The 22,034-nt window shown below is 59.7% G+C and carries 20 protein-coding genes; 10 read left to right on the top strand and 10 right to left on the bottom strand.

Features of this window, described 5'->3' with window-relative positions; translation table 11 throughout:
- Positions 1-278: 278 nt before the first annotated feature.
- Complete coding sequence (locus tag HCK86_RS05560) at positions 279-677, bottom strand: hypothetical protein (protein WP_246739459.1); 399 nt, start codon at positions 675-677, stop codon at positions 279-281.
- Between the two features lie 327 nt (positions 678-1,004).
- On the opposite strand from HCK86_RS05560, the gene HCK86_RS05555 reads away from it, so the two are divergent.
- From HCK86_RS05555 to HCK86_RS05545, 3 genes are all read left to right on the top strand, one after another.
- A complete protein-coding gene (locus tag HCK86_RS05555) occupies positions 1,005-2,414 on the top strand; it encodes a DegQ family serine endoprotease (RefSeq protein ID WP_176083461.1) in 1,410 nt (469 codons plus the stop codon).
- Positions 2,411-3,721, top strand: coding sequence for a replication-associated recombination protein A (locus HCK86_RS05550; protein WP_176083460.1), 1,311 nt, complete (start codon positions 2,411-2,413; stop codon positions 3,719-3,721). Before HCK86_RS05555 ends, HCK86_RS05550 begins: the two co-directional genes overlap by 4 nt.
- Before the next feature lie 68 nt (positions 3,722-3,789).
- On the top strand, positions 3,790-4,002 hold the full coding sequence (locus tag HCK86_RS05545) for a hypothetical protein (protein ID WP_176083459.1): 213 nt from the start codon (positions 3,790-3,792) through the stop codon (positions 4,000-4,002).
- Positions 4,003-4,078: 76 nt separating this feature from the next.
- On the opposite strand, the gene HCK86_RS05540 is transcribed toward HCK86_RS05545, so the two are convergent.
- The 5 genes from HCK86_RS05540 to HCK86_RS05520 all read right to left on the bottom strand — a co-directional run bounded on the left by HCK86_RS05540 (position 4,079) and on the right by HCK86_RS05520 (position 11,591).
- A complete protein-coding gene (locus tag HCK86_RS05540) occupies positions 4,079-4,411 on the bottom strand; it encodes a GIY-YIG nuclease family protein (RefSeq protein WP_176083458.1) in 333 nt (110 codons plus the stop codon).
- 248 nt (positions 4,412-4,659) lie between these two features.
- A complete protein-coding gene (locus HCK86_RS05535) occupies positions 4,660-8,421 on the bottom strand; it encodes a vitamin B12-dependent ribonucleotide reductase (protein ID WP_176083457.1) in 3,762 nt (1,253 codons plus the stop codon).
- Positions 8,422-9,075: 654 nt separating this feature from the next.
- Positions 9,076-9,576 carry a xanthine phosphoribosyltransferase gene (gene gpt / locus HCK86_RS05530; RefSeq protein WP_176083456.1) on the bottom strand — a complete coding sequence of 167 codons (501 nt, stop codon included), beginning with the start codon at positions 9,574-9,576 and terminating at the stop codon, positions 9,076-9,078.
- Positions 9,577-9,855: 279 nt separating this feature from the next.
- Positions 9,856-10,698, bottom strand: a complete 843-nt coding sequence (locus tag HCK86_RS05525; RefSeq protein ID WP_176083455.1) for a universal stress protein — start codon at positions 10,696-10,698, stop codon at positions 9,856-9,858.
- 143 nt (positions 10,699-10,841) lie between these two features.
- Positions 10,842-11,591, bottom strand: coding sequence for a competence/damage-inducible protein A (locus HCK86_RS05520; RefSeq protein WP_176083454.1), 750 nt, complete (start codon positions 11,589-11,591; stop codon positions 10,842-10,844).
- Positions 11,592-11,888: 297 nt separating this feature from the next.
- On the opposite strand from HCK86_RS05520, the gene wrbA reads away from it, so the two are divergent.
- The gene (gene wrbA / locus HCK86_RS05515) at positions 11,889-12,488 is read left to right on the top strand and encodes an NAD(P)H:quinone oxidoreductase type IV (RefSeq protein ID WP_176083453.1); all 600 of its coding nucleotides are present in this window, start codon (positions 11,889-11,891) and stop codon (positions 12,486-12,488) included.
- Between the two features lie 131 nt (positions 12,489-12,619).
- A complete protein-coding gene (locus tag HCK86_RS05510) occupies positions 12,620-13,486 on the top strand; it encodes an N-acetylmuramoyl-L-alanine amidase (RefSeq protein ID WP_176083452.1) in 867 nt (288 codons plus the stop codon).
- A 98-nt stretch (positions 13,487-13,584) separates the two neighbouring features.
- Here HCK86_RS05510 and HCK86_RS05505 read toward each other — a convergent pair whose 3' ends face one another.
- From HCK86_RS05505 to HCK86_RS05495, 3 genes are all read right to left on the bottom strand, one after another.
- Positions 13,585-14,886 (bottom strand): DNA polymerase IV, encoded by a 1,302-nt coding sequence (locus HCK86_RS05505; protein WP_176083451.1) that lies wholly within the window; start codon positions 14,884-14,886, stop codon positions 13,585-13,587.
- Between the two features lie 170 nt (positions 14,887-15,056).
- Entirely contained in the window at positions 15,057-15,722 is a 666-nt protein-coding gene (locus HCK86_RS05500; protein ID WP_176083450.1) for a hypothetical protein, read from the bottom strand.
- The gene (locus HCK86_RS05495) at positions 15,719-16,033 is read right to left on the bottom strand and encodes a DUF3572 domain-containing protein (RefSeq protein ID WP_246739458.1); all 315 of its coding nucleotides are present in this window, start codon (positions 16,031-16,033) and stop codon (positions 15,719-15,721) included. Before HCK86_RS05495 ends, HCK86_RS05500 begins: the two co-directional genes overlap by 4 nt.
- Before the next feature lie 124 nt (positions 16,034-16,157).
- On the opposite strand from HCK86_RS05495, the gene HCK86_RS05490 reads away from it, so the two are divergent.
- On the top strand, positions 16,158-16,529 hold the full coding sequence (locus HCK86_RS05490) for a response regulator (protein WP_176083449.1): 372 nt from the start codon (positions 16,158-16,160) through the stop codon (positions 16,527-16,529).
- A 16-nt stretch (positions 16,530-16,545) separates the two neighbouring features.
- Complete coding sequence (locus HCK86_RS05485; protein WP_176083448.1) at positions 16,546-17,817, top strand: hypothetical protein; 1,272 nt, start codon at positions 16,546-16,548, stop codon at positions 17,815-17,817.
- A 392-nt stretch (positions 17,818-18,209) separates the two neighbouring features.
- Here the strand turns inward: HCK86_RS05485 and msrB are convergent, their stop codons facing one another.
- Positions 18,210-18,602 carry a peptide-methionine (R)-S-oxide reductase MsrB gene (gene msrB / locus HCK86_RS05480; RefSeq protein ID WP_176083447.1) on the bottom strand — a complete coding sequence of 131 codons (393 nt, stop codon included), beginning with the start codon at positions 18,600-18,602 and terminating at the stop codon, positions 18,210-18,212.
- Positions 18,603-18,861: 259 nt separating this feature from the next.
- Here msrB and HCK86_RS05475 point away from each other — a divergent pair, with 259 nt between their 5' ends.
- Genes HCK86_RS05475 through HCK86_RS05465 form a run of 3 tightly spaced genes read left to right on the top strand, consistent with a single transcriptional unit; the run spans position 18,862 to position 22,027 of the window.
- On the top strand, positions 18,862-21,234 hold the full coding sequence (locus tag HCK86_RS05475; RefSeq protein ID WP_176083446.1) for a putative monovalent cation/H+ antiporter subunit A: 2,373 nt from the start codon (positions 18,862-18,864) through the stop codon (positions 21,232-21,234).
- On the top strand, positions 21,231-21,650 hold the full coding sequence (locus HCK86_RS05470; RefSeq protein WP_176083445.1) for a Na(+)/H(+) antiporter subunit B: 420 nt from the start codon (positions 21,231-21,233) through the stop codon (positions 21,648-21,650). The genes HCK86_RS05475 and HCK86_RS05470 overlap by 4 nt, the downstream gene beginning before the upstream one ends.
- Positions 21,650-22,027: a Na+/H+ antiporter subunit C gene (locus HCK86_RS05465; protein WP_176083444.1), complete on the top strand. Its 378-nt coding sequence runs from the start codon at positions 21,650-21,652 to the stop codon at positions 22,025-22,027. Before HCK86_RS05470 ends, HCK86_RS05465 begins: the two co-directional genes overlap by 1 nt.
- The last annotated feature ends 7 nt before the right edge of the window (positions 22,028-22,034 follow it).

Raw genomic sequence — 22,034 nt, 5'->3', positions numbered from 1 at the left:
GCGGGAGATGATCCCGCGCCCTCAGTTTGTTGACAAACCTCACCCCCTTCACTGACGTCATGCCTGTGCTTGTCACAGGTATACAGCCGGTGCGCTTCTGCGCGGCGAAAGGCTCTGTCTATTCAATGCCTTATGTATCTGGATCCCCGTGACAAGCACGGGGATGACGACGGAGGGTGAGGCTATTCCACCTCAAACATGCAATATGAATGGCTTTGGCGGCAGTCTGAGCGCGGGATCATCTCCCGCGACCTTTCTGATAGGAGGAATGCGGCCGCTCAGATCGGCTTGTCGATGCCGTCATAGAGTTTCTGCAGGGCGTCGATACGCTCCTGATAGGCATCAGAGATGCAGGAGACATCGGTCCCGCAGGCTTCACGCTTGGCGAGCCAGGCCTTTTGTTCATCTGCCATGTCACCCGAAACGCCCATTGCAAAAAGGCCTTTCAGCATGGTGTACATGGTTGCCATCTTCACATCATCATCATTGAGCTGAAGATTGTCGCAGATGGTCTTTTCGTTGGCGCTGAGGCCGCTGGCATGGCAATCGAAGCTTGCTGCAGCAGCGGGCGTGGCCGAAAGCGTGAGCGGAGCGAAGCTTGCAAGCAGGGTCGCTGCTGAAAATGCGATGCCAGCTGTGGTCCGGGCGAGGCGGTTGCGATCATGGAATGGTTGCATTGTGGACTCCTTCTCTTTTCAATCACCGATATATGAAATGACTGAAGAGTTTGTGACCATTTTCGGGTATTTGCCACCGTCGTCCCGCCGTGAAGCCGGCGTGATGAGCGATGGTCTCCGCTCCGGCCGCGTGCCGGAAGCTTTAACTTGCGAGTATCAAGATGGGCTTGCAATATAAAGTTGAATATTGCGATAGTTTAATATCTGAACGACCACGTTTAACGCGTTGTTTCGCTGCTTTAACTTGTGAAACATTGTTCCGCCCATTTCTCTACCTAGATCTTGGGCGAGGGGTTAATTCGAATCCGTTGAAGAGACAGGGAACTGATGACCGCACCTTTCATCCGCCTTTCCGCCGCCGCTATGATATCCGGCCTCGTTTTAACGCTGCAGCCAGCCTTTGCCGATGATGCCCGCGCCGTGCCGTCCGGGCAGGGGCAGGTGATGCTGTCCTACGCACCGCTGGTCAAGCAGACCGCACCGGCTGTCGTCAATGTCTATGCTGAGCGTATGGTCGAGAAGCGCATGTCGCCGCTGTTCTCCGATCCTTTTTTCGGCCAGTTCTTTGGCCAGCAGATGCCGGGGCGCAGCGAGAAGCAGACGTCGCTTGGATCCGGCGTGATTGTCGGCTCTGATGGAACGATCATCACCAACAACCATGTGATTGCCGGTGCTGATCAGATCAAGGTGGCGCTGTCGGACGGGCGTGAGTTCCCCTGCACGGTTTTGCTGAAGGATGATCGCTACGATCTCGCCGTGCTGAAGATTGACGTCAAGGAAGCGCTGCCGACGATCGATATCGGCAATTCCGATGATGTCGAGGTTGGCGATATCGCGCTTGCCATTGGCGATCCCTTCGCCGTCGGTCAGACGGTGACCAGCGGCATCATTTCCGGTCTTGCGCGCAATTCCGTCAATGATGGCGAATTCGGCTTCTTCCTGCAGACCGATGCGGCGATCAATCCGGGCAATTCCGGTGGCGCGCTGTTGAACATGAAGGGGCAGCTGATCGGCATCAATACGGCGATCTTCTCCAAGGGCGGCGGATCGAATGGTATCGGCTTTGCCATCCCTGCCAATATGGTCAAGGTATTTCTGGCGGCGGCGGAAAGCGGCGAGAAAAGCTTTGAGCGCCCCTATGTCGGTGCAAGCTTCGGCCCGGTTTCCTCCGATATCGCCGAGGCTGTTGGCCTGACTACGCCGCGCGGCGCCATTGTCTCAAGCGTCGTGCCGGACGGCCCGGCGGACAAGGCCGGTCTCAAATCCGGCTCGGTCGTCATCGCTGTGGACGATGTGCCGGTGCAGCATCCCGATGCGCTGCTCTATCGCCTCACCGTGCTCGGGCTTGGCAAGACGGCTGATCTCAGTGTCGAGCGGGACGGCAAGGTCGAACATGTGGCGCTGCCGCTGGCCGTCGCCCCTGAGACACCGGCCAGAGACAGCCGGACCATTGATGGCGACAGCCCGTTTGCCGGACTGACAGTGGAAAATGTGTCGCCGCGCGTATCGGAGGAGTTGCGTCTGCCGCAAGACTCTGCTGGTGTCGTTGTGGCCGATATTGCTGACGGATCGACCGCGAACCAGCTTGGCTTTGCCAAGGGAGACATTATCGTTTCCGTCAACGATACCGATATCAAGACGACCAAGGCGCTGGAAAAGGCAGCAGCCGACAAGCCCCGCTACTGGAAGCTGACGGTGAACCGTGGCGGTAGGATGATAACGCAAATGTTTCGATGAGTGATCTGTTCGCCCCCAAGATACCCGAAGAACTTGAGAAGCGCCGGCCGCTGGCCGATCGTCTGCGCCCGCAGCACCTGAATGAGGTCACCGGTCAGGATCATCTGACCGGTCCTGACGGTGCGCTGACCCGGATGATCGCGTCCGGCTCGCTTGGCTCGATGATCTTCTGGGGGCCGCCGGGGACGGGCAAGACAACGGTCGCCCGGCTTCTGTCGGGCGAGGCCGATCTCGCCTTCGAGCAGATTTCGGCGATCTTTTCCGGCGTGGCCGACCTGAAGAAGGTGTTCGAGGCTGCCCGCGCCCGGCGGATGAACGGGCGCCAGACACTGCTTTTCGTCGACGAGATCCATCGCTTCAACCGGGCGCAGCAGGACAGTTTCCTGCCTGTGATGGAAGATGGCACCATTGTGCTGGTGGGCGCGACCACGGAAAACCCATCCTTCGAGCTCAATGCCGCGCTTTTGTCGCGCGCCCGGGTTCTGACCTTCCGCGCCCATGATCATGACAGTCTTTCGGAACTTCTGACCCGTGCCGAAGCCGCTGAGGGCAGGGCGCTGCCGCTTGACGAGGATGCCCGCGAAACGCTGATCGGCATGGCCGATGGTGACGGGCGGGCGATCCTGACCCTGTCGGAGGAGATCTGGCGCGCCGCCCGGGAGGGCGAGGTGCTTGACCCGAAGGGGCTCGCCGGCGTTGTCCAGCGCCGCGCGCCGATCTATGACAAGGGGCAGGACGGGCATTACAATCTGATCTCGGCGCTGCACAAATCCGTACGCGGTTCCGATCCCGATGCCGCGCTTTACTATCTCGCGCGGATGATCGATGCGGGGGAGGACCCGCTTTATATCGGCCGCCGGCTGGTGCGCATGGCAACCGAGGATATCGGCCTTGCCGATCCGCAGGCCGTGCTGATCGCCACCGCCGCCAAGGATGCCTATGATTTTCTCGGTTCTCCCGAGGGCGAGCTGGCGCTGGCTGAGGCCTGTATCTATCTGGCGACCGCGCCCAAATCCAATTCCGTCGAGGTCGCCTGGCATGCCGCCCTTGCCGCCGCAAAGCGGCATGGCTCGCTGATGCCGCCGAAACATATCCTCAATGCCCCGACCAGGCTGATGAAGGAAGAGGGCTATAATCAGGGCTATCGTTATGATCACGATGAGCCTGATGCGTTTTCGGGCCAGAATTATTTCCCGACGGAAATGGGCCGGCAGAAATTCTACCAGCCGCCCGAGCGCGGATTTGAGCGCGAGATCAACAAGCGGCTTGCCTGGTGGGACAAGCTCAGGCGCGAGCGCAACAGCTGATTTCAATAAATTGCGGAACAACGCGTCTCATCGGGCGTTAACCATGCACGAACCCGATGGAGGACGATATGCAGGAAGTTCCCCCTTATGCACGCGTGATCGCGCTGATGATCGAAGGCGCGGGTTTTCTCCTCGCGGCCACGGTGATCACCGCTTTTCCGGTGCTGGATGACGCCAAGGTGTTTCTGCTGCCGGCGATGTTGCTCGTGGCATGGGTGGCCCTTCCCATGCTGACCCGCCTGTTTACCCCCGGCATCAAACCACTCCCCCGCCGGCGCTAGCTCCCCCTCGGCAGCGCTGAAGAAAGCCGCCCGGTCTTCTTGATGGGAAGACCGGGCGGTTTTGCATGAAGGGACGCTAGAGGAGCCAGTGTGAGATATCTGCCCATTCCGGATTTGTGGCTTCGATGAGATTTATTTTCCAGGCTCGGCGCCATTTCTTGATCGTCTTTTCTCGGACGATGGCACGCGAGATTTCCTCAAATTGCTCAAACCAGACGAGTGTCTTGACCCCATACCTGCTGGTGAAACTCTGGTGGATTTCCAGCTGATGCTCCTGAAGTCGGCGCGCGAGATCGCTGGTCACCCCGACATAGAGTGTACCGTTTTTGCGGGAAGCGAGAATATAGACATAGCCGCCACGCACACATTGCCCCGAAAACTGCTTGTTGCCCTTGGCGCAATCTAGCATGGCCCGACTGAAGGTGCCATTTCCTGCTCCACCGCAATGCTCTCCGCGTCATGCCTGTGCTTGTCACAGGCATCCAGCTGGAGCGAAACGCAAGAGCCGGGACCCGCGGCTGAGAACGTTGGATCCCCGCGACAGGCGCGGGGATGACGACGGAGAGGGCGGAATGAAGGAGAAGCTTAGCAGGCTGCGCAGAGAGACCTACTTCTCTTTTCCTGCATCTTTGAACGGTTTTCCGTCCTGCTTCCCCCTCAGCTGCAGCCGCTTGTCGCGCCGCAGGTGTCGCATTTCTCGCAGGTACCGTTTCTCACCATGGTGAAGTTCTGGCATTCGGAGCACATATTGCCGGTATAGCCCTGAACGATCGCGCGGGCGCGGCGTTCATGTTCCAGCTTCTTGGCCTCGGCCTTGGCGGTCGCGGCATCGGCGGCGGCTTTGTCGGAGAAGAGTTCGGTGGCCTCAGAATCGGCTTCCTCGGCGATTTCTTCTGCCAGTTCCTCGGCACGCTCCTCGTAATCGCGGCGGAAGGAGACGATCTCAGAGGGCTCGACCTTCTTCAGCGCCGAGCCGACAGCGGCAATCGGCGTCGGCCGGCCGGCTTCGCCCGCCATGCCCTTGGCATCGGATGCCTTGAACCGGGCGGTTGCCAGTTCCTTGCCATGGCCGCGGGTCCAGCCGGTGGACAGAAGGTTGGTCTTGCCTTCGCTGATGCCCTTGCCGAGCGCGGTGTTGGAAAAGTCCGACGTGTCGACATGGGCGAGATCGTTGCGGCCGAGATAGGAGACGGCCAGTTCGCGGAACACATAATCGAGGATCGAGGTTGCGTTCTTGATTGCGTCATTGCCCTGCACCATGCCGGCGGGTTCGAATTTGGTGAAGGTGAAGGCCTCGACATATTCTTCCAGCGGCACGCCATATTGCAGGCCGAGTGAAATCGCGATGGCGAAATTGTTCATCATCGCCCGGAAGGCGGCACCTTCCTTGTGCATGTCGATGAAGATTTCGCCGAGGCGGCCGTCACCATATTCGCCGGTCCTGAGATAGACCTTGTGACCGCCGATCGCCGCCTTCTGGGTATAGCCCTGACGCCGGTTCGGCAGCTTCTCGCGCTCGCGGACGATCTTTTCGACCACGCGCTCGATGATCTTCTCGGTCACCTTCACCGCCTGCGTCGTTGCCGGTGCGAGCACCAGCTCCTCGACCTGATCCTCCTCGTCGTCCTCATCTTCAATGAGGGCGGAGTTGAGCGGCTGGGAGAGTTTCGAACCGTCGCGATAAAGCGCATTGGCCTTCAGTCCGAGTTTCCACGACAGCATATAGGCGTTCTTGCAATCCTCGACCGTCGCATCATTCGGCATGTTGATGGTCTTGGAGATCGCACCGGAAATGAAGGGCTGGGCAGCAGCCATCATGCGGATATGGCTTTCAGCGGAGAGATAGCGTTTGCCGAGCCGGCCGCAGGGATTGGCGCAGTCGAACACCGGCAGGTGTTCGGCCTTCAGATGCGGTGCACCTTCCAGCGTCATGGCACCGCAGATATGGGTGTTGGCGGCCTCGATCTCCTTCCTGCTGAAGCCCATATGCTCCAGCAGGCTGAAGCTCATATCATTGAGATCGGCGTCGGAGACCTGCAGCACGTCCTTGAGGAAGTCGGCGCCGAGCGTCCACTGGTTGAAGGCGAACTTGATGTCGAAGGCGCTTTTGAGCGCCGCGTTGACGGCCTCGACCTTCTCATCGGTGAAGCCCTTGGCCTTCAGCCGCGACGGGTTGATCGCCGGCGCCTGGTTGAGATTGCCATGGCCGACAGCATAGGCCTCGATCTCGGCAATCTGGCTTTCGCTGTAGCCGAGCGTTCTGAGCGCCTCGGGCACGGCGCGGTTGATGATCTTGAAATAGCCGCCACCGGCGAGCTTCTTGAACTTCACCAGCGCGAAATCAGGCTCGATGCCGGTCGTGTCACAATCCATGACGAGGCCGATCGTGCCGGTCGGCGCGATGACCGAGACCTGAGCATTGCGATAGCCATGGGCCTCGCCCAGTTCCAGCGCCTTGTCCCAGGCGGACGTGGCATGCGCCACAAGATCGTCATCCGGGCAATCGCCATGGATCAGCGCCACCGGTGGCGTCGTCAGGCCTTCATAGCCTGTGGCCTCGCCATGGGCGGCCCGGCGGTGATTGCGGATCACCCGCAGCATGTTGTCGGCATTGTCATCATAGCCGGCAAAGGCACCGAGTTCTGCGGCCATCTCTGCCGATGTGGCATAGGAAATACCGGTCATGATCGCCGTCAGACTGCCGGCAAGCGCGCGGGCGGCGTCTGAATCGTAAGGGATGCCCGACGACATCAGCAGCCCGCCAATATTGGCGTAGCCGAGGCCGAGTGTGCGGTATTTGTAGGAGCGTTCGGCGATGCGCTCGGATGGGAACTGCGCCATCATCACCGAGATTTCCAGAACCACGGTCCACAGCCGAACGGCGTGTTCGTAAGCCTTGATGTCGATGCGACCGGTTTTCGGATCCTTGAACTGCATCAGGTTCAGCGAAGCCAGATTGCAGGCGGTGTCATCGAGAAACATATATTCCGAGCACGGATTGGAGCCGGTGATGCGGCCTTCAGCCGGGCAGGTGTGCCAGGCATTCATCGTGGTGTTGAAATGCAGGCCCGGATCGGCAGATGCCCATGCGGCATGCGAAATCTGTTCCCACAGATCCGCAGCCTTCAGTGTTTTCATCACCCGGCCATCAATGCGTGCCGTCAGGTTCCAGTCGGCATCCTCTTCCACGGCCTTGAAGAAATCATCGGTGATCGACACCGAATTATTGGAATTCTGGCCGGAAACGGTGAGATAGGCTTCCGAATCCCAGTCGGTGTCATAGGTGGTGAAGGTGATGTCCTTGTAGCCCTGGCGCGCGAACTGGATCACCCGCTTGATGTAGTTCTCCGGAACCTGATCCTTCTTGGCGGCGCGGATCTCGCGCTTCAGGGCCGGGTTTTCATGCGGGTCGAAGCAGGCGTCATTATCGGCCGTGCAGTTGACGCAGGCCTTCATGATGGCGGTCAGATGCCTGGCAACGATCTTCGAACCGGTAACGAGGGCGGCAACCTTCTGCTCTTCCTTGACCTTCCAGTTGATATAGGCCTCGATATCCGGGTGGTCGATGTCGACGACGACCATCTTGGCGGCACGGCGCGTGGTGCCGCCGGATTTGATCGCGCCGGCTGCCCGGTCGCCGATCTTGAGAAAGCTCATCAGGCCGGAAGACTTGCCGCCGCCCGACAGCCGCTCGCCTTCGGCACGGACATTCGAGAAATTGGAGCCGGTGCCGGAGCCATATTTGAACAGGCGCGCTTCACGCACCCACAAATCCATGATGCCGCCTTCATTGACGAGATCATCGCCAACCGACTGGATGAAGCAGGCATGCGGCTGCGGGTGCTCATAGGCCGATTTCGAGCGCGTCAGCTTGCCGGTGAAGGGATCGACATAGAAATGCCCCTGGCCGGGGCCATCAATGCCATAGGCCCAGTTGAGGCCGGTATTGAACCATTGCGGCGAGTTCGGTGCGGCGCGCTGGGTGGCCAGCATATAGGCAAGCTCGTCACGGAAGGCAGATGCATCGTCTTCCGAGGAGAAATAGCCGCCCTTCCAGCCCCAGTAGGTCCAGGCACCGGCGAGCCGGTCGAAGACCTGACGGGCATCGGTTTCCGACCCGAACCGCTCGTCTTCGGAAAGTTTGGCGAGCGCTTTTTCATCCGGCACGGAACGCCACAGGAAGGAGGGGACGCTGGTTTCCTCAACCTTCTTCAGTCTGGCCGGAACGCCGGCCTTGCGGAAATATTTCTGCGCCAGAATATCGGCTGCGACCTGGCTGAACTGTTCGGGCACATCAATGTTGTCGAGCAGGAATACGATCGAGCCATCGGGGTTGCGGATCTCACTCTTGGCCTTGCGAAAAGCAACCTCGGCATAAGCCGACTGTCCAGCCGTGGTGAAATGACGTTCGATGCGCATCTTGTCGTCCTCGTTAAAAAATGTGCGCCCGTATTCAGGCATTGATCTTGTTCGGTGATCAGCGTCTTCCGCCTGACCGCCGCCGGCCGGTTCATGTGCCGTTTCGGAACATCTTGTGCGTAACATATTCAGAGCCACTAAATATAGTGTTAATGACGCTGTAATTCAATTCCGCATCGGTGTCGCGCCCGCCGTTTCGAGACGCACGAAAATCTGCTTCGGCAATGTCCGTCAGGACACCGCCAAAGTGGGATTGCACATCAAAACAGTGGGGGCGGGCGCGTTACAAAACCGCTCCGGTCACGGCTGCGACCGCCGTCGAATATCGGTCGAATCGACCCTCGCGGTCAAGCGACCCGTGCCGCATCAAGGCGGCAACAGGCCTCTTGACGATCGTCATGCGTGTTATGAGAGGGCCTTGCAGATCAGTGACTTGTGACAAAAAGCTGACATCGTGTCGGACATCCGACGACCGTCATCTAGCGTTTCGGTAGTCTGAAAAATGCAGTGTTATTAAGGCGCTATAATTTTCTACGAGAATCGGTGGCAGTGCGGGACTGAATTGTGGAAAAGTCCGGGCCGGCAAATGGGTGCAACTGCAAAAGAAAACCCCGCCGGATGGGGCGGGGCTGGCAAGGCAGGTCGGTTTTGGCTTCAGGCCTTCGGGGCCTTGGCGATCGGCTCCTGATAGGCAAAACCCATATCCCACGGGAAGTAGATCCAGGTATCCTGCGACACTTCGGTGACGAAGGTATCGACGCAAGGGACGCCCTGCGGCTTGGCGTAAACACAGGCCAGATGCGCCTTGGGCAGCATGTCGCGGACCTCGCGGGCAGTGTTGCCGGTGTCGGTGAGATCGTCGACGATCAGCACGCCTTCGCCGCCATCCTTGAGCAGATCGGCGGTTATGCCCTTCAGCAGCGAGGTTTCGCCCTGGGTCGTGTAGTCATGATAGGAGGCGATGCAGACGGTTTCGATCAGGCGGATATTCAGTTCGCGCGAGATGATGGCGGTCGGAACAAGGCCGCCGCGGGTGACGCAGACAATGGCATGGAAGCTCTTGTCGAGGCCGGCAAGGCGCCAGGCAAGTGCACGGGCATCGCGGTGGAACTGATCCCAGGAAACGGGAAAGGCTTTTTCGGGTAAGGTAGACATGGGACGGGCTCCGAAGGCAGTGGTCAACATTCTGGTCATTCGCGCCGTGAGCTGATCTCAGCGGCATCGACGCGCAACCTTCGGGATCGGCCAAAGGGCCAATCAAAATTCCGTCGCAAGCAACTTGCGGCGAAAAATCTCTCTGCCCCCGACAGGTGGTGTCGTTGGCCATCGCTATTAGCCGCATTCACGCGAATATGGCAAGTCCCGCCGGACGAATGAGCCGGTACCGGCAGGTTTTTCTCAGGTTTTCTTCAGTACTTCGTCAGCAGACAGTGGCTAGCGGGCCATCAGCGTTGCCGCCGTCATCGATTCCAGCAATGTCCGGGTGACGCCACCGAACAGCAGCTGCCACAGGCGGGAATGGGTGTAGGCGCCCATGACCAGCAGATCGACGGAACTGTCCGACATGCGGTTTTCGATCAGGGTAGCCGCCCGTGCCTTGTCGGCATGGGCATTCACCGCCGTGACATTGATGCCGTGGCGAGCAAGCGTCGTGGCGATCTCGCCGCCCGTCATCTCGCTGGAAACCGTCGTCGTGTCCGGCGGGTTGACGGAGAAGATCTCGACCTCTTCGGCGCGCTTCAGGAAGGGCAGGGCATCAAAGGTGGCGCGCGCCGCCTCGCGTGAACCGTTCCAGGCAACGAGCACCTTCTTGAACGGCATCGCCGATTTCGCCGTATGCGGGATCAACAGAACCGGTCGGCCGCTCTCAAACAGGAAGCTTTCGAAATCCGCCTTGGCATCGGCGGAGACATCGGGGCTCGCCTGCGGGGCGATGATCAGATCGGAGCAGCGCGCGCTATCGATCACCGAAGCGCCGGCATAGCCGACCGAGGTGATGATCTTGCGCCATTCATAGGAAATCGCTTCCTTGCGCGCGCGTTCCTCAAACAGGGCGCCAAGGGCTTCGCTGCGTTTCTCGGCGGCATCCTGCAGGGCCTGGATCGACACCGGGTCCGGGATTTCCATTGGCGCGACAATCGGCGTCGCGGTGACCGATTCGGCATGGAGACCAATGACATGGGCTTCGAAAAGATGAGCCAGATGCATTGTATGATCCAGGAAGCCGGCCGACTGGCTGGTGGTCTCCATGACGGACAGGATTGTTTTATAGCTCATTTTATTCTCCTCTCGCGCAGATTTCATTGCCAGCGCAGGGCGTGAGGCATCCGTTCGCATGTCTTGGCGCCACAGGCACCATCGCATTTTTGTCCCAAATGGCAGCCATGGCAAGGTCGCCTTTCGCCCTACTAGACATGGGGTTAAGCCTTCGCCGCCGCAAGGGCGTCCAGCATGGCGGTAATGTCGGCGGCGGCCTTTTCGACCTCGCTCTCACGGCGCCCGCGCACCACCAGCTGGGTGGAAAAACCGGAGCCGGCAAAGTGCGGATAGGAGCCGATCGAGGTGTCGGGATGGGCTTTTTGTATGTCTGCGAGCGGTGTCGCGATATCGCCTTCACCGAAGCTGCATTCGATCGCACGGGAGATCACCGGCGTTCCGCCTTCAAGCGTCGGCAGAACATTGCCGACCATGGCCTCGAACACCTTTGGCACGCCAGCCATGACATAGACATTCTCGACGATGAAGCCCGGTGCCGTCGAAACCGGATTGTCGATCAGGGCGGCGCCCTCCGGCATGCGGGCCATGCGCTGGCGTGCCGCGGTAAATTCGATGCCGCGGCGCTCGTACATGGCGGCAAGCCGTGCCATGGCCTCATCATTGTGGATGCATGTGCGTCCGAATGCTTTGGAGATCGCGTCGGCAGTGATGTCGTCATGAGTCGGGCCAATACCGCCCGAGGTGAAGACATGGGTGTAGCGCGCGCGCAGAGCATTGAGCGCCGTCACGATTTCCTCTTCCTCGTCCGGCACGATGCGGACTTCTTTCAGGTCAATGCCGGCCAGGGTGAGGTTTTCGGCCAGAAAGCCGATATTCTTGTCCTTGGTACGCCCGGATAAGAGTTCGTCGCCAATGGCGAGCATGGCGGCGGTGACAGTCTTGGTCTCGGTCATGATGAGTCGCCTTCAATGTTGCCGGGCTAAACTAGTGCGCTTCAGGCCGGACGGTAAACCGAATTTGACCTTTGGCACCTTTTGCCGGCTAATCCCGCGAAGTGATGCAGGCTGATGCCGGCAAACCATTGGCCTGCGTGCCGGGACATGCGACATTTTGACATTCATATGAACGCATTAACGATGAGTGTTCAGAAATAGTGAACGCTGCGTCGCGATCTATCGGTCTGGACGTGCTCTCAAAATCGCCGATATTGGGTCCCAACAAATTACATCTCAAACCCCGGAGATCCCGAAATGGCAAAAGTACTCGTTCTCTACTATTCGTCCTACGGACACATCGAAACCATGGCTAAGGCTGTTGCCGAAGGCGCCAAGTCTGCCGGTGCAGACGTGACCATCAAGCGCGTGCCTGAACTGGTTCCCGAAGATGTGGCCAAGGCATCCTATTTCAAGATGGATCAGGAAGCCCCGATCGCGACCCCGGCCGAGCTGGAAGAATATGATGCCATCATCGTCGGCGCCGGCACCCGTTTCGGCACCATGGCGTCGCAGATGCGCAATTTCTGGGATCAGACCGGCGGTCTGTGGGCCCAGGGCAAGCTGGTTGGCAAGGTTGGCTCGGCCTTCACCTCTTCGGCGACCCAGCATGGCGGCCAGGAATCGACCATTCTCGGCTTCATCCCGACCCTGCTGCATCACGGCATGGCCGTTGTCGGTCTGCCCTATGCCTTTGCCGGCCAGATGGGCGTTGACGCTGTCAAGGGCGGCTCGCCCTACGGCGCTTCCACGATCACCGAAGGTGACGGCTCGCGTCAGCCGTCCGAGGTCGAGCTCGAAGGTGCACGCTTCCAGGGCGCACATGTTGCCAAGATCGCGGCCAAGCTGACCGCCTGATCTGCAGACCATTCTGGTTACGATGAACGCCGGTGGTGCATTCCACCGGCGTTTTTTCATCCCCGCTGATCCCCGTCACATCACTTCGGAATAGGATTAAATTCCTTATTTCAGCTGAAGGAGTGATCAAGATGGAGATCAGCAACCATAAAATGCCGGCGATCTGGTATCGCCAGAGCAGCAATATCGGTGCCGTGCGGGAGAAGCTGCCGGTTGTCATCGTGCTGCATTACACCACGGGCTGGAACGGCAAGGCCAGCCGCGACTGGCTGATGGGCACCGCGGGCGGCAGCGAGAACCGCAGTTCCAGTGCCCATGTGGTGATTGATCGTGACGGCACGGCCTGGCAGATCGCGGCGTTCAATCGCACGGCCTGGCATGCGGGCCCATCACGCTACGGCGAGATCGAGGGGCTGAACCATGTCTCGATCGGGATTGAATTCGTCAATCCTGGCTGGCTCAGGCCGAACGGACTGGGTGATTTTATCGATCCCTACGGACGCCGGATGACCGAAAAGGCGCTGGAGGCGGCGGGCGGCTATATGCTCAGCCCGCATCCGCGTGTTGGCGGCGAGACCTATGCCTGGCCGCTGTTTCCCGAAGCGCAGATCGACATGGGGCTTTCGATTGTCCAGTCGCTGGTTGCCGCCTATCCGGTCAGGGCCATCGTATCCCATGAAGAAATCGACACGCGCGGCTGGAAGACCGATCCGGGGCCTGCCTTTCCCTTTGACCGCTTCCGGGCAATGCTGGGGGAGGTGAACGACCGGGAGGAGAGCCAGGTGGTGACGGCCGGGCGGCTCAATCTGCGCGGCGGACCGGGCACCGCTTACGAGAAGATCGTGCCGCCCGGCACGCTGCTGAAGGGAACCCGGGTGAAGATCCTGAAGCGCGACAGCGGTTGGGCCTATGTGGCGCCGGAAGACGGCAACGGCCGGGAAGGGGATTTGCGCGGCTGGGTGAACGGGGCCTATATCGCCCCGGCAGTAACGGCCTGATCATGCAATGCGGCGCGTCCGGTCCGGGCAAGGGGAAAACGTGCGGCAAGTACAACGCCCGGGGTCGCGCGATGGCTGTTCCGGTTCGGGCCGCAGGCTCAGCTTTTTTTCCGGTCCCTGTCGCCCGCCGGCCGGAATGTATAGCCGGTTTCCACGGCCGATGTGCCGAACTTTGCCCTGAGGCTGTCAATCGCGCTTTCGGCAGCGGCCCTTCGTGTCGCTGCCGGATCGATGAGGTCCGGCGGATCGGCCGTTGCCGGGTCGCAGAGATCGGAAATGCCGATGCCGATCAGCCGGTATTTGCTACCGTCAATCTCCCGTTCCAGCAGCGACAGGCCGGTGCGAAAGATCCGATCGGCAAGCTGAGTCGGATCTTCTAGCCGCCGGTTTCGCGTCTTGATCCTGAAATCGGCAGTTTTCAGCTTCAGCACGACGGTCTGGCCGGCAAGCCCTGCCTTCTTTGCCCGCGCCGCCGTCTTCTCGCTCAGGCGGCGCAAATGCGCACTCAACGTCTCCAGATCGGAAAAGTCCGCCATGAAGGTTGTCTCGTTGGAAATGCTCTTGGCTTCACCGGACGGTGAAACCTTCCGGTTATCCTCGCCGCGGGCCAGATGAAAGAGCCGCTGACCGATCACGCCGTATCGCCGCATCAGTTCGGCCTGTTCCATGGTCTGAAGCTGGCCGATCGTGGTGATGCCGTCGCGGGCAAGCGTCGCCTCGAAGGCCTTGCCCACACCCCAGATCATGCCGACCCGTTTGTCGGCCAGGAAACGTGTCGCCTCCGCTTGCCCGATCACCGAAAAGCCTTTGGGCTTGTTCAGATCAGAGGCGATCTTGGCGAGGAACTTGCAATAGGACAGGCCCACGGAAACGGTGATGCCGACCTCCTGTTGCACCTGCCGGGCGAAACTGGCGAGAATGCGGGCGGGCGCTGCCTTGTGCAGCCGTTCGGTGCCGGAAAGATCAAGAAAGGCCTCGTCGATCGAGAGTGGTTCGACGAGCGGTGTGAGCGCCAGCATCATTTCACGGACCTGACGGCCGACGGCGGCATATTTTTCCATATTGGGCCTGATGACCACGGCCTCGGGACAGGCTTCCAGTGCCTTGAACATCGGCATCGCCGAGCGCACGCCGTGAATGCGCGCAATATAGCAGGCGGTCGAAACGACGCCCCGCTTGCCCCCGCCAATGATGACCGGTCGGTCGGCCAGCGACGGGTTGTCACGCTTCTCGATTGAGGCGTAGAAGGCATCACAGTCGATATGGGCGATGGCCAGGGAATAGAGTTCGTCATGGGCGAGCAGGCGCGGGCTGCCGCAATGCGCGCAGCGCGCCGGCCGGCGCGAGAAGCCGGTAAGACAGTCCCGGCAAAAGCCGGTTTCAAGCTGCTGGTCGATCATTGATGCCTGGAACAAAAATTGAACAGCCTACAATAGCGGTGCTGCTGGTTCCCGGCAATATCCCACCCTGGCGGCGCTGCCGTTCTGCCGGGAGCGGCCGTCAGGCGAGGTGACGCCGAAAAGGCGCCTGGCTGTCTCACAGCCTCGCTAATGGACTGATGCGCCGGCGGTTACTGCGCCGACAGGCGGTGGCGCACAAGACGTTCCGCGTCCGGCCATCCGGCGGCCAGAACCGCCGGTTCTTCTGTTTTCGGGGCAATCGCGCGATAATCGCCGTCGATCAGAAGATTTATTGCGAGCGCTTCCGGCACCGCGGCACTGACGGAGCGGCAGTTGTATAGCATGTCATCAATGAAGATGATGTCGGGCACTCCCGTCTCTGCAAGCCGGCTGACCACCTGTCCCTTGGATTTCTCCGTTGCGATCATCGGCAGGGAAAAACCGAAGCGTTCAAGCAACTGACGGCGCCTCTCGGCATGACAGGGCGGCATGGCCGTCAGCAGCACCACATCGGCAAAAGTCTTCAGCCGGTCCAGTGTGTCGCGCGCGTCATCGAAGGGCACCTGCCAGTCTTCCTGGTGGTCGTAGAAGCCGGTGAGCAGGCGATCAACAGTCACGTCAGCTACCTTTTCACCCGTGGAAAGGCAGGTGACATTGCCATTGAGACTGAAGCTTTCGAGCCGCAACTCGTGGTCATGGGCAAGAAGATAGGCCTTGAACGGCAGAACAAAGCGCAGCACGACCTCGTCGACATCGCAGACAATCAGCGGCCGCGCGCCGATCTCCGCACAAAAGGAATCAAGACCGGCTTCCGCGTCGATCACGGTGATACTCATGCCTGCGATCCGCCATCCAGGCGCTCGAGATCCTGCCAGCAGCCCAGCACAGCTTCGGGATCGGTGCCGGTTGCCTGACAGAAGGCGATCAGCGTTGGTTCATGCCCGGCGAGAAAGCCGATCATGGCGCGGGCAAAACCCGGCTCTGTGCTGAAGGCGCGCAATTGCTGCGGCATAACGCCGGTCAGACCGGAAAACCGTGACAGCAGCTCCGGCTCGGAAGCGAGATAGAGCAGGATTTCCACAGCCAGATCCTCCGGCGCGGGGTGATGTTTGCGCGTCTTTTGTGACGCTTTCAGAAAATCTGCCAAGTGAATTTCCGTTTCTTAACCAAATCGGCCTAGAGTGGGTATTCTATATGCCGCGTGGCGGCTCGTTCAGGGATTTTAGCGTCTGGCCAGCGGGTTTCAAGTCGGCCGAGAGGGGCGGCAGTCTATGCCAAAGCGAGTCTTGGTGGTCGAGGATAACGATTTGAACCTGAAGCTTTTTCGGGACCTGATCGAATCGTGCGGCTATGAGGTTGTCGAATCGCGCACGGGCGGGGATGCGGTGACGCTGGCGCGTGCCTTTCGGCCGTCGCTGATTCTCATGGATATCCAGTTGCCCGAGCTTTCCGGCATTGATATTGCCCGCGCGCTGAAGGCTGATGCCGAGCTTGCGGCGATCCCGATTGTCGCGGTGACGGCCTTTGCCATGCGCGGCGATGAGGAACGCATTCGCGAAGCGGGTTGTGATGCCTATATGTCCAAGCCGATCTCGGTGCCCAAATTCATTGCAACCGTAAAATCCTATCTGGGTGATGGTTAAGAGGAACTGGCAAGGCGTGAGCGCAACGGCACTGAACAGAGTGGTTCTGATTGGCGGCAGCGAGCAGGATGGTCTCGCTTTGTCGGCTATTCTTGATGGCTGGGCCGAAGAGTTCGAGCAGTTCTCGTCTGAGGACTGGCTGGCGGCGACTGTGTTTCCTGAAACGGTCGGCGCCATACTGATCGCCGTCGATGACAGCGCCGAATCAGCACTCGCCTGCTGCGCAACGCTGAAGGACGGTCCCTCGACGGCCGGCCTGCCGGTTGCCATTCTTTCCAGAGGCACGCCGGATCGCGCGCTGCGGCTGCTGTCGCTGCGCGCCGGGGCTGATGATGTGTTCTCGCTTGACGATGACGATGCGGTCATCGGTGCGCGCACGGCCGCGCTGCTGCGGCTCAAGACCCTGCAGGACGAAGTGGCGCCGAACCAGCTCGAGGCGACCGGCGCGGACGAGGCCCTGCATGTGCTGATCTTCGCCGAAGAGGCAAATGCGCGAAAGAGCCTGATGAAGATCCTGCAGACGGTCGCCACGGCAACGGCGACGGATAATCCCCAGGACATTCTGTTCCGGGCAGCGCGCAGCGATTACGATCTGATCATCGTTCATGGCGGTGCCAATGCCGATGCGGCCTTCAGGCTGTGCGGCCAGTTGCGCTGCGTCCCGGCCAACCGTTTCGTGCCACTGCTGGCCCTGTTCGAGCGGGAAGCCTGGCTGCCCAGCGAGCGTCTCAGCTGCCGAACGGCGGATGATTGCCTGATCTGGCCGGCCAGCAGCGAGGAGCTGACATTGAGGGTGCTGCTGCAGGCGCGCCGCAAGCGTTTTCTCACCGCACTTGAGCGTTCGCTCGGCGATGTCGTGCCGAGCGGGCAGGCGCTCGATCCCGAAACCGGCCTGTCGGACAAGGTTGCCTTTGCCGCGCTGCTGCAACGGGCCCAGCGCTATGTTCAGCGTGTTGAAGAGCCGCTCCATCTCGGTCTGTTTCAGCTTTCCGGCATGTTCGACCATGCCGGTGTCGAACGAACGGTTACGGCGATCAGGGCGCATCTTGCCGGGCGCGATGTCGCCAGCCGTCTGGATGACGGTATTTTTGCCGTGCTGATGCCGGACCGCAAGCCGCAGGAAGCACAGGCACTTGTGGAGGCAATGAGACAGGACATGCTCCAGGGTTTCCAGTCGCTGAGAGGCCGCTATTTCGCCGGGCAGGCCGCCTCCCGGCGCCATGACATGCCGATGCTTGATGTTCGGGTTGTCGTTAAAGATATCGCACAGCACAAATTCACGGGCTGAGGCCGGCCGGCCTGTCGCCAGATACGGCGAAGAACCACGTTACTTATGGTTTTGCTGAAATAAGGGCTGCGCCGATGTTCGAATGCTTGGCGCTGTAAGATTCTGGTATCCAGGTTAACCATAAAATCGACAGAATCGGTCTTATTCTCTGTTAAACAGTTGATTATTGTGGCCTTGTGCTTCAATTGTAGAGACAACATATAATAGTTTGCCCCATGATGTTCAGGTCCGCCGCATCTCCTGGATCGTGGGGTTGGCCGGCCGGCAGATCGCAGGGGTCCTCGTGCCTTACGATCCTGCTGGTCGGCCCCTCTCAATGAAATCAAAACAGCCTGTTCATGCCGCTTTTGCCGGCTGCTGCCGCAGACGCAGCATTACTTGTGATACGTAGCTCAGCCTCTGGTTTCGCGCGGCACGAAATGCATGGCGTGACCATTCATGCAATAGCGCAGTCCCGTCGGCGGCGGACCATCAGGAAAGACATGGCCGAGATGGCCACCACAGGTCGCACAACGGATCTCGGTGCGCAGCATGCCGTGGGATCTGTCTTCGATCTCGGTAACGGCATCCGGGCTCACGGCCTTGAAGAAGGATGGCCAGCCACAGCCGGCGTCAAACTTGGTATCTGATTCGAACAGGGGCGTATCGCAGCCCGCGCAGTGATAAATTCCGGTTTCGAAACGGTTCCAGTGCGGACCGGTGAAGGGGCGTTCTGTGCCGTGCTCGCGCAGGATATGGAACTGTTCCGGGGTCAGTTCATCACGCCATTGTGCGTCGCTCAGCATTTTTTTTTGCTTGTTATCGTCTGTCAAAGTCGCTCTCCTTGGCGAAAGGGGAAGGAAACGGTTACATCTCAGCGCATAGATGCGTGTTCAAATGACAAATTACAATGTGTCCGCAGGCTGTATTGCCGCCGGGCAAGGGCTGGCTTTCGCATTTGCGCAAAAAGCGCCTTGCAAGACTTGAGAGGGTCGTTTCTTTGCCGTAATTGGGTAACGAGCGGACAGTCGATCCGTGCTGAATCAGTGAATTTGTGGAGACGTCATGACCGCAAGTCAAACGGCCTTAACTTTCCTGGCCCTGTGTTTACCCTTTCTGGGGGCGGTTCTTTCACCGACGGTCTATCGTCTCCTCAAGCACAATGCGGCTTGGTTGCTGGCGATTCTGCCTCTGGCTGCCTTTCTCAATTTTCTGCGGTTCCTGCCGCAGATCTCTTCCGGGAAGGTGCTGACGGGCGGCTATGACTGGATTCCGTCACTTGGGCTGCGTTTCTCCTTCATGCTGGATGGCTTGTCGCTGACCTTCGCGCTGCTGATCTCCGGTATCGGCACGATGATCGTGCTTTACGCTGGCGGCTATATGAAAGGGCATCCGCTTCAGGCGCGTTTCATGAGCTTCATTTTCCTGTTCATGGGATCAATGCTCGGCGTGGTGATTTCCGACAGCCTGCTGATGCTGTTCGTGTTCTGGGAACTTACCTCGATCACCTCCTTCCTGCTGATCGGCTTCGACAATGAGCGTGAAGCCTCGCGGCGTGCGGCCTTGCAGGCGCTGGTGGTGACGGGTGGTGGTGGACTGGCGCTTCTGGCCGGTTTGCTGATGATCATGAACATCACCGGCATGACCAGCCTTTCGGCCTTGATCCACGGCGGGGACGTGCTGCGTGACAATCCGCTCTATACGGTGGTTCTGGTTCTGGTTCTGCTGGGCGCCTTCACCAAGTCGGCGCAGTTTCCGTTCCATTTCTGGCTTCCAAATGCCATGGAGGCACCAACGCCAGTCTCCGCATTTCTGCATTCGGCCACCATGGTCAAGGCGGGTGTCTATCTCCTGATGCGGCTGAACCCGGTTATGGGGGATACTGCTCTGTGGGAGACGGTTTTGCCGCTTTTCGGTGGTTTGACCCTGGTCGTCGGTTCGTTCCTTGCCATCAAGCAGACCGATCTGAAGCAGATGCTGGCCTATACGACGGTTTCCTCGCTTGGCCTGATGGTGATGATGACCGGCTTTGGCGTTGACCACGCCGTCGAAGCTGCCGTGCTCTATCTGGTGGCGCATGCGCTGTTCAAGGGCGGCCTCTTCATGGTGGCCGGCATTATTGACCACGAGACGGGCACACGTGACATTACCCGTCTTGGCGGGCTGGCGAAGGCGATGCCGATCACCTTTGCCGCGGGGCTTGCCGGGGCGATCTCCATGGGCGGGCTGCCGCCCTTCCTTGGCTTCATGTCTAAGGAGGAGATCTATGATTCGCTGGCGCATATGGATACACGATCGCTGATCTTTCTGGCCTTCACCGTTATCTGCAATGCGCTGATGTTTGTCATTGGCTTTGCCGTCGGTCTCAAGCCCTTTATCGGGGCAAAGACGGAGACCCCCAAGCATGCCCATGAGGCACCGGCGCTGATGTGGCTCGGGCCGATCGTGCTTGGCGCCACCGCGCTCATCTCTGCGCTGTTTTCACCGGTGTTCAACAGCCTGATCTCCAGCCCGATGGCGAGCGCCATCGAAGGCGAGGCGGTTGCGGTTCACATCTCGCTCATTCCCCATATCTCCGTGCCGCTGGCGCTGTCGGTGCTCACCATCGTTCTGGCGCTCGTGTTCTACTGGCGCCTGGATACCGAGCGTGCGCTGATGAGCCGGTTGCTTGGCATTCTTGGTCCTGGTCCCGATTCGTGGTTCGACAGCCTGATGCGTGGACTTGTGCGCCTGTCGCACCGCGTCAGCGTCATCATCCAGCCCGGGCGTCTGGAATTCTATCTGACTGCAACCTTCATCGCGATTGCGATTGCGCTTCTCGTGCCGCTGATTGCCTTTGGCGAATGGCCGCATATCCCTGATCTGCCGCATATTTACCGCCTGCGTGACTGGGCGATCTTCCTGATCGCCGTCGTCGGTCTCGGCGCCGTCATTCTTGCCCACAACCGGCTGACAGCGATCGTTTCGCTGGGCATTCAGGGCTTCTCGCTGGCGGTTATGTTCCTGCTGTTCGGCGCGCCGGATCTGTCCTTCACCCAGTTCATGGTTGAAACCCTTTCGGTGGTCATCCTGACGCTGGTGATGACCCGGCTCAACCTGACGCCGTCCGATCACCGTCCGCTGAAACAGGTGCTGATGGATGGCACGATTGCCGCGGCCTGCGGGCTTGGCTTTGCCGCGCTGCTGGTCAAGGCGACGCAGGTGCCGTTCAACACATCGCTGACCGATTTCTTCAATCAGTATTCCAAGGTCATTGCGCACGGGCACAATGTCGTCAACGTGATCATCGTCGACTTCCGCGGAACGGATACGCTTGGCGAGATCTCGGTGGTCATGATCACCGGTCTTGCCATCCTGGCGCTGATCCGCATCCGCGCTGGCAATGGCAATGGCCCGGCTGACAACAATCCCGACATGCACAACGGAGGCAAAAGATGAACACGCTGATCTTTCGCGTGGCTGCGCCGTTCCTGACAGCATTGATGCTGCTGTTTTCGATTTTTGTCCTTCTGCGCGGGCATAATGCGCCGGGCGGCGGCTTTATCGGCGGATTGATCGCGGCTTCGGCGCTGGCGATATTCGGTATCGCCTGGGGTGTCAGCGCGGTTCGCCGGGCGATCTATTTCCATCCCATGTCGATTGCCGGGGCAGGGCTGCTGCTCTCGGCGCTGTCCGGCATGGTGTCGATCTTCACGCATGTGCCCTTCATGACGGCCCACTGGATCTATCCGACGATCTTCGGCGTCGAGGTGCCGCTCTCCACGGTGACCAGCTTCGACACGGGCGTTTATCTCGTCGTTGTCGGGGCGATATCCTCGATCTTCCTGGCGCTTGAAGAAAAGGATCACGACTGATGGAATTCGTTCTCTCCGTTCTTGTCGGCCTGTTCTTCACGGCTGCGATCTATCTGATGCTGTCGCGTCATAGTGTTCGCATCATGCTGGGGATTTCGATCCTCGGAAATGCCGTCAATCTGCTGATCTTCACCACCGGCCGGATCACCGGAATCGTGCCGCCGATCATCCCCGATACGATGGAAACGCTGCCTGGCGGGACCGCCAATCCACTGCCGCAGGCGCTGATCCTGACGGCCATCGTGATCTCGTTCTCCTTCTTCGCCTTCCTGCTGGTGCTGACCTACCGGTCGTATCAGGATCTCAATACCGACGATACGGATGACATGCGGGCCGCCGAGCCCAAGGATCAGCCTGTGCCGCCTCTCGGCTACTAAAAGGATA

The organism is Martelella sp. HB161492 (assembly GCF_013184775.1).
Lineage (GTDB): Bacteria > Pseudomonadota > Alphaproteobacteria > Rhizobiales > Rhizobiaceae > Martelella.
Note: the sequence above shows the minus strand (reverse complement) of the source record. Positions and strands in the feature narration are given on the sequence as shown.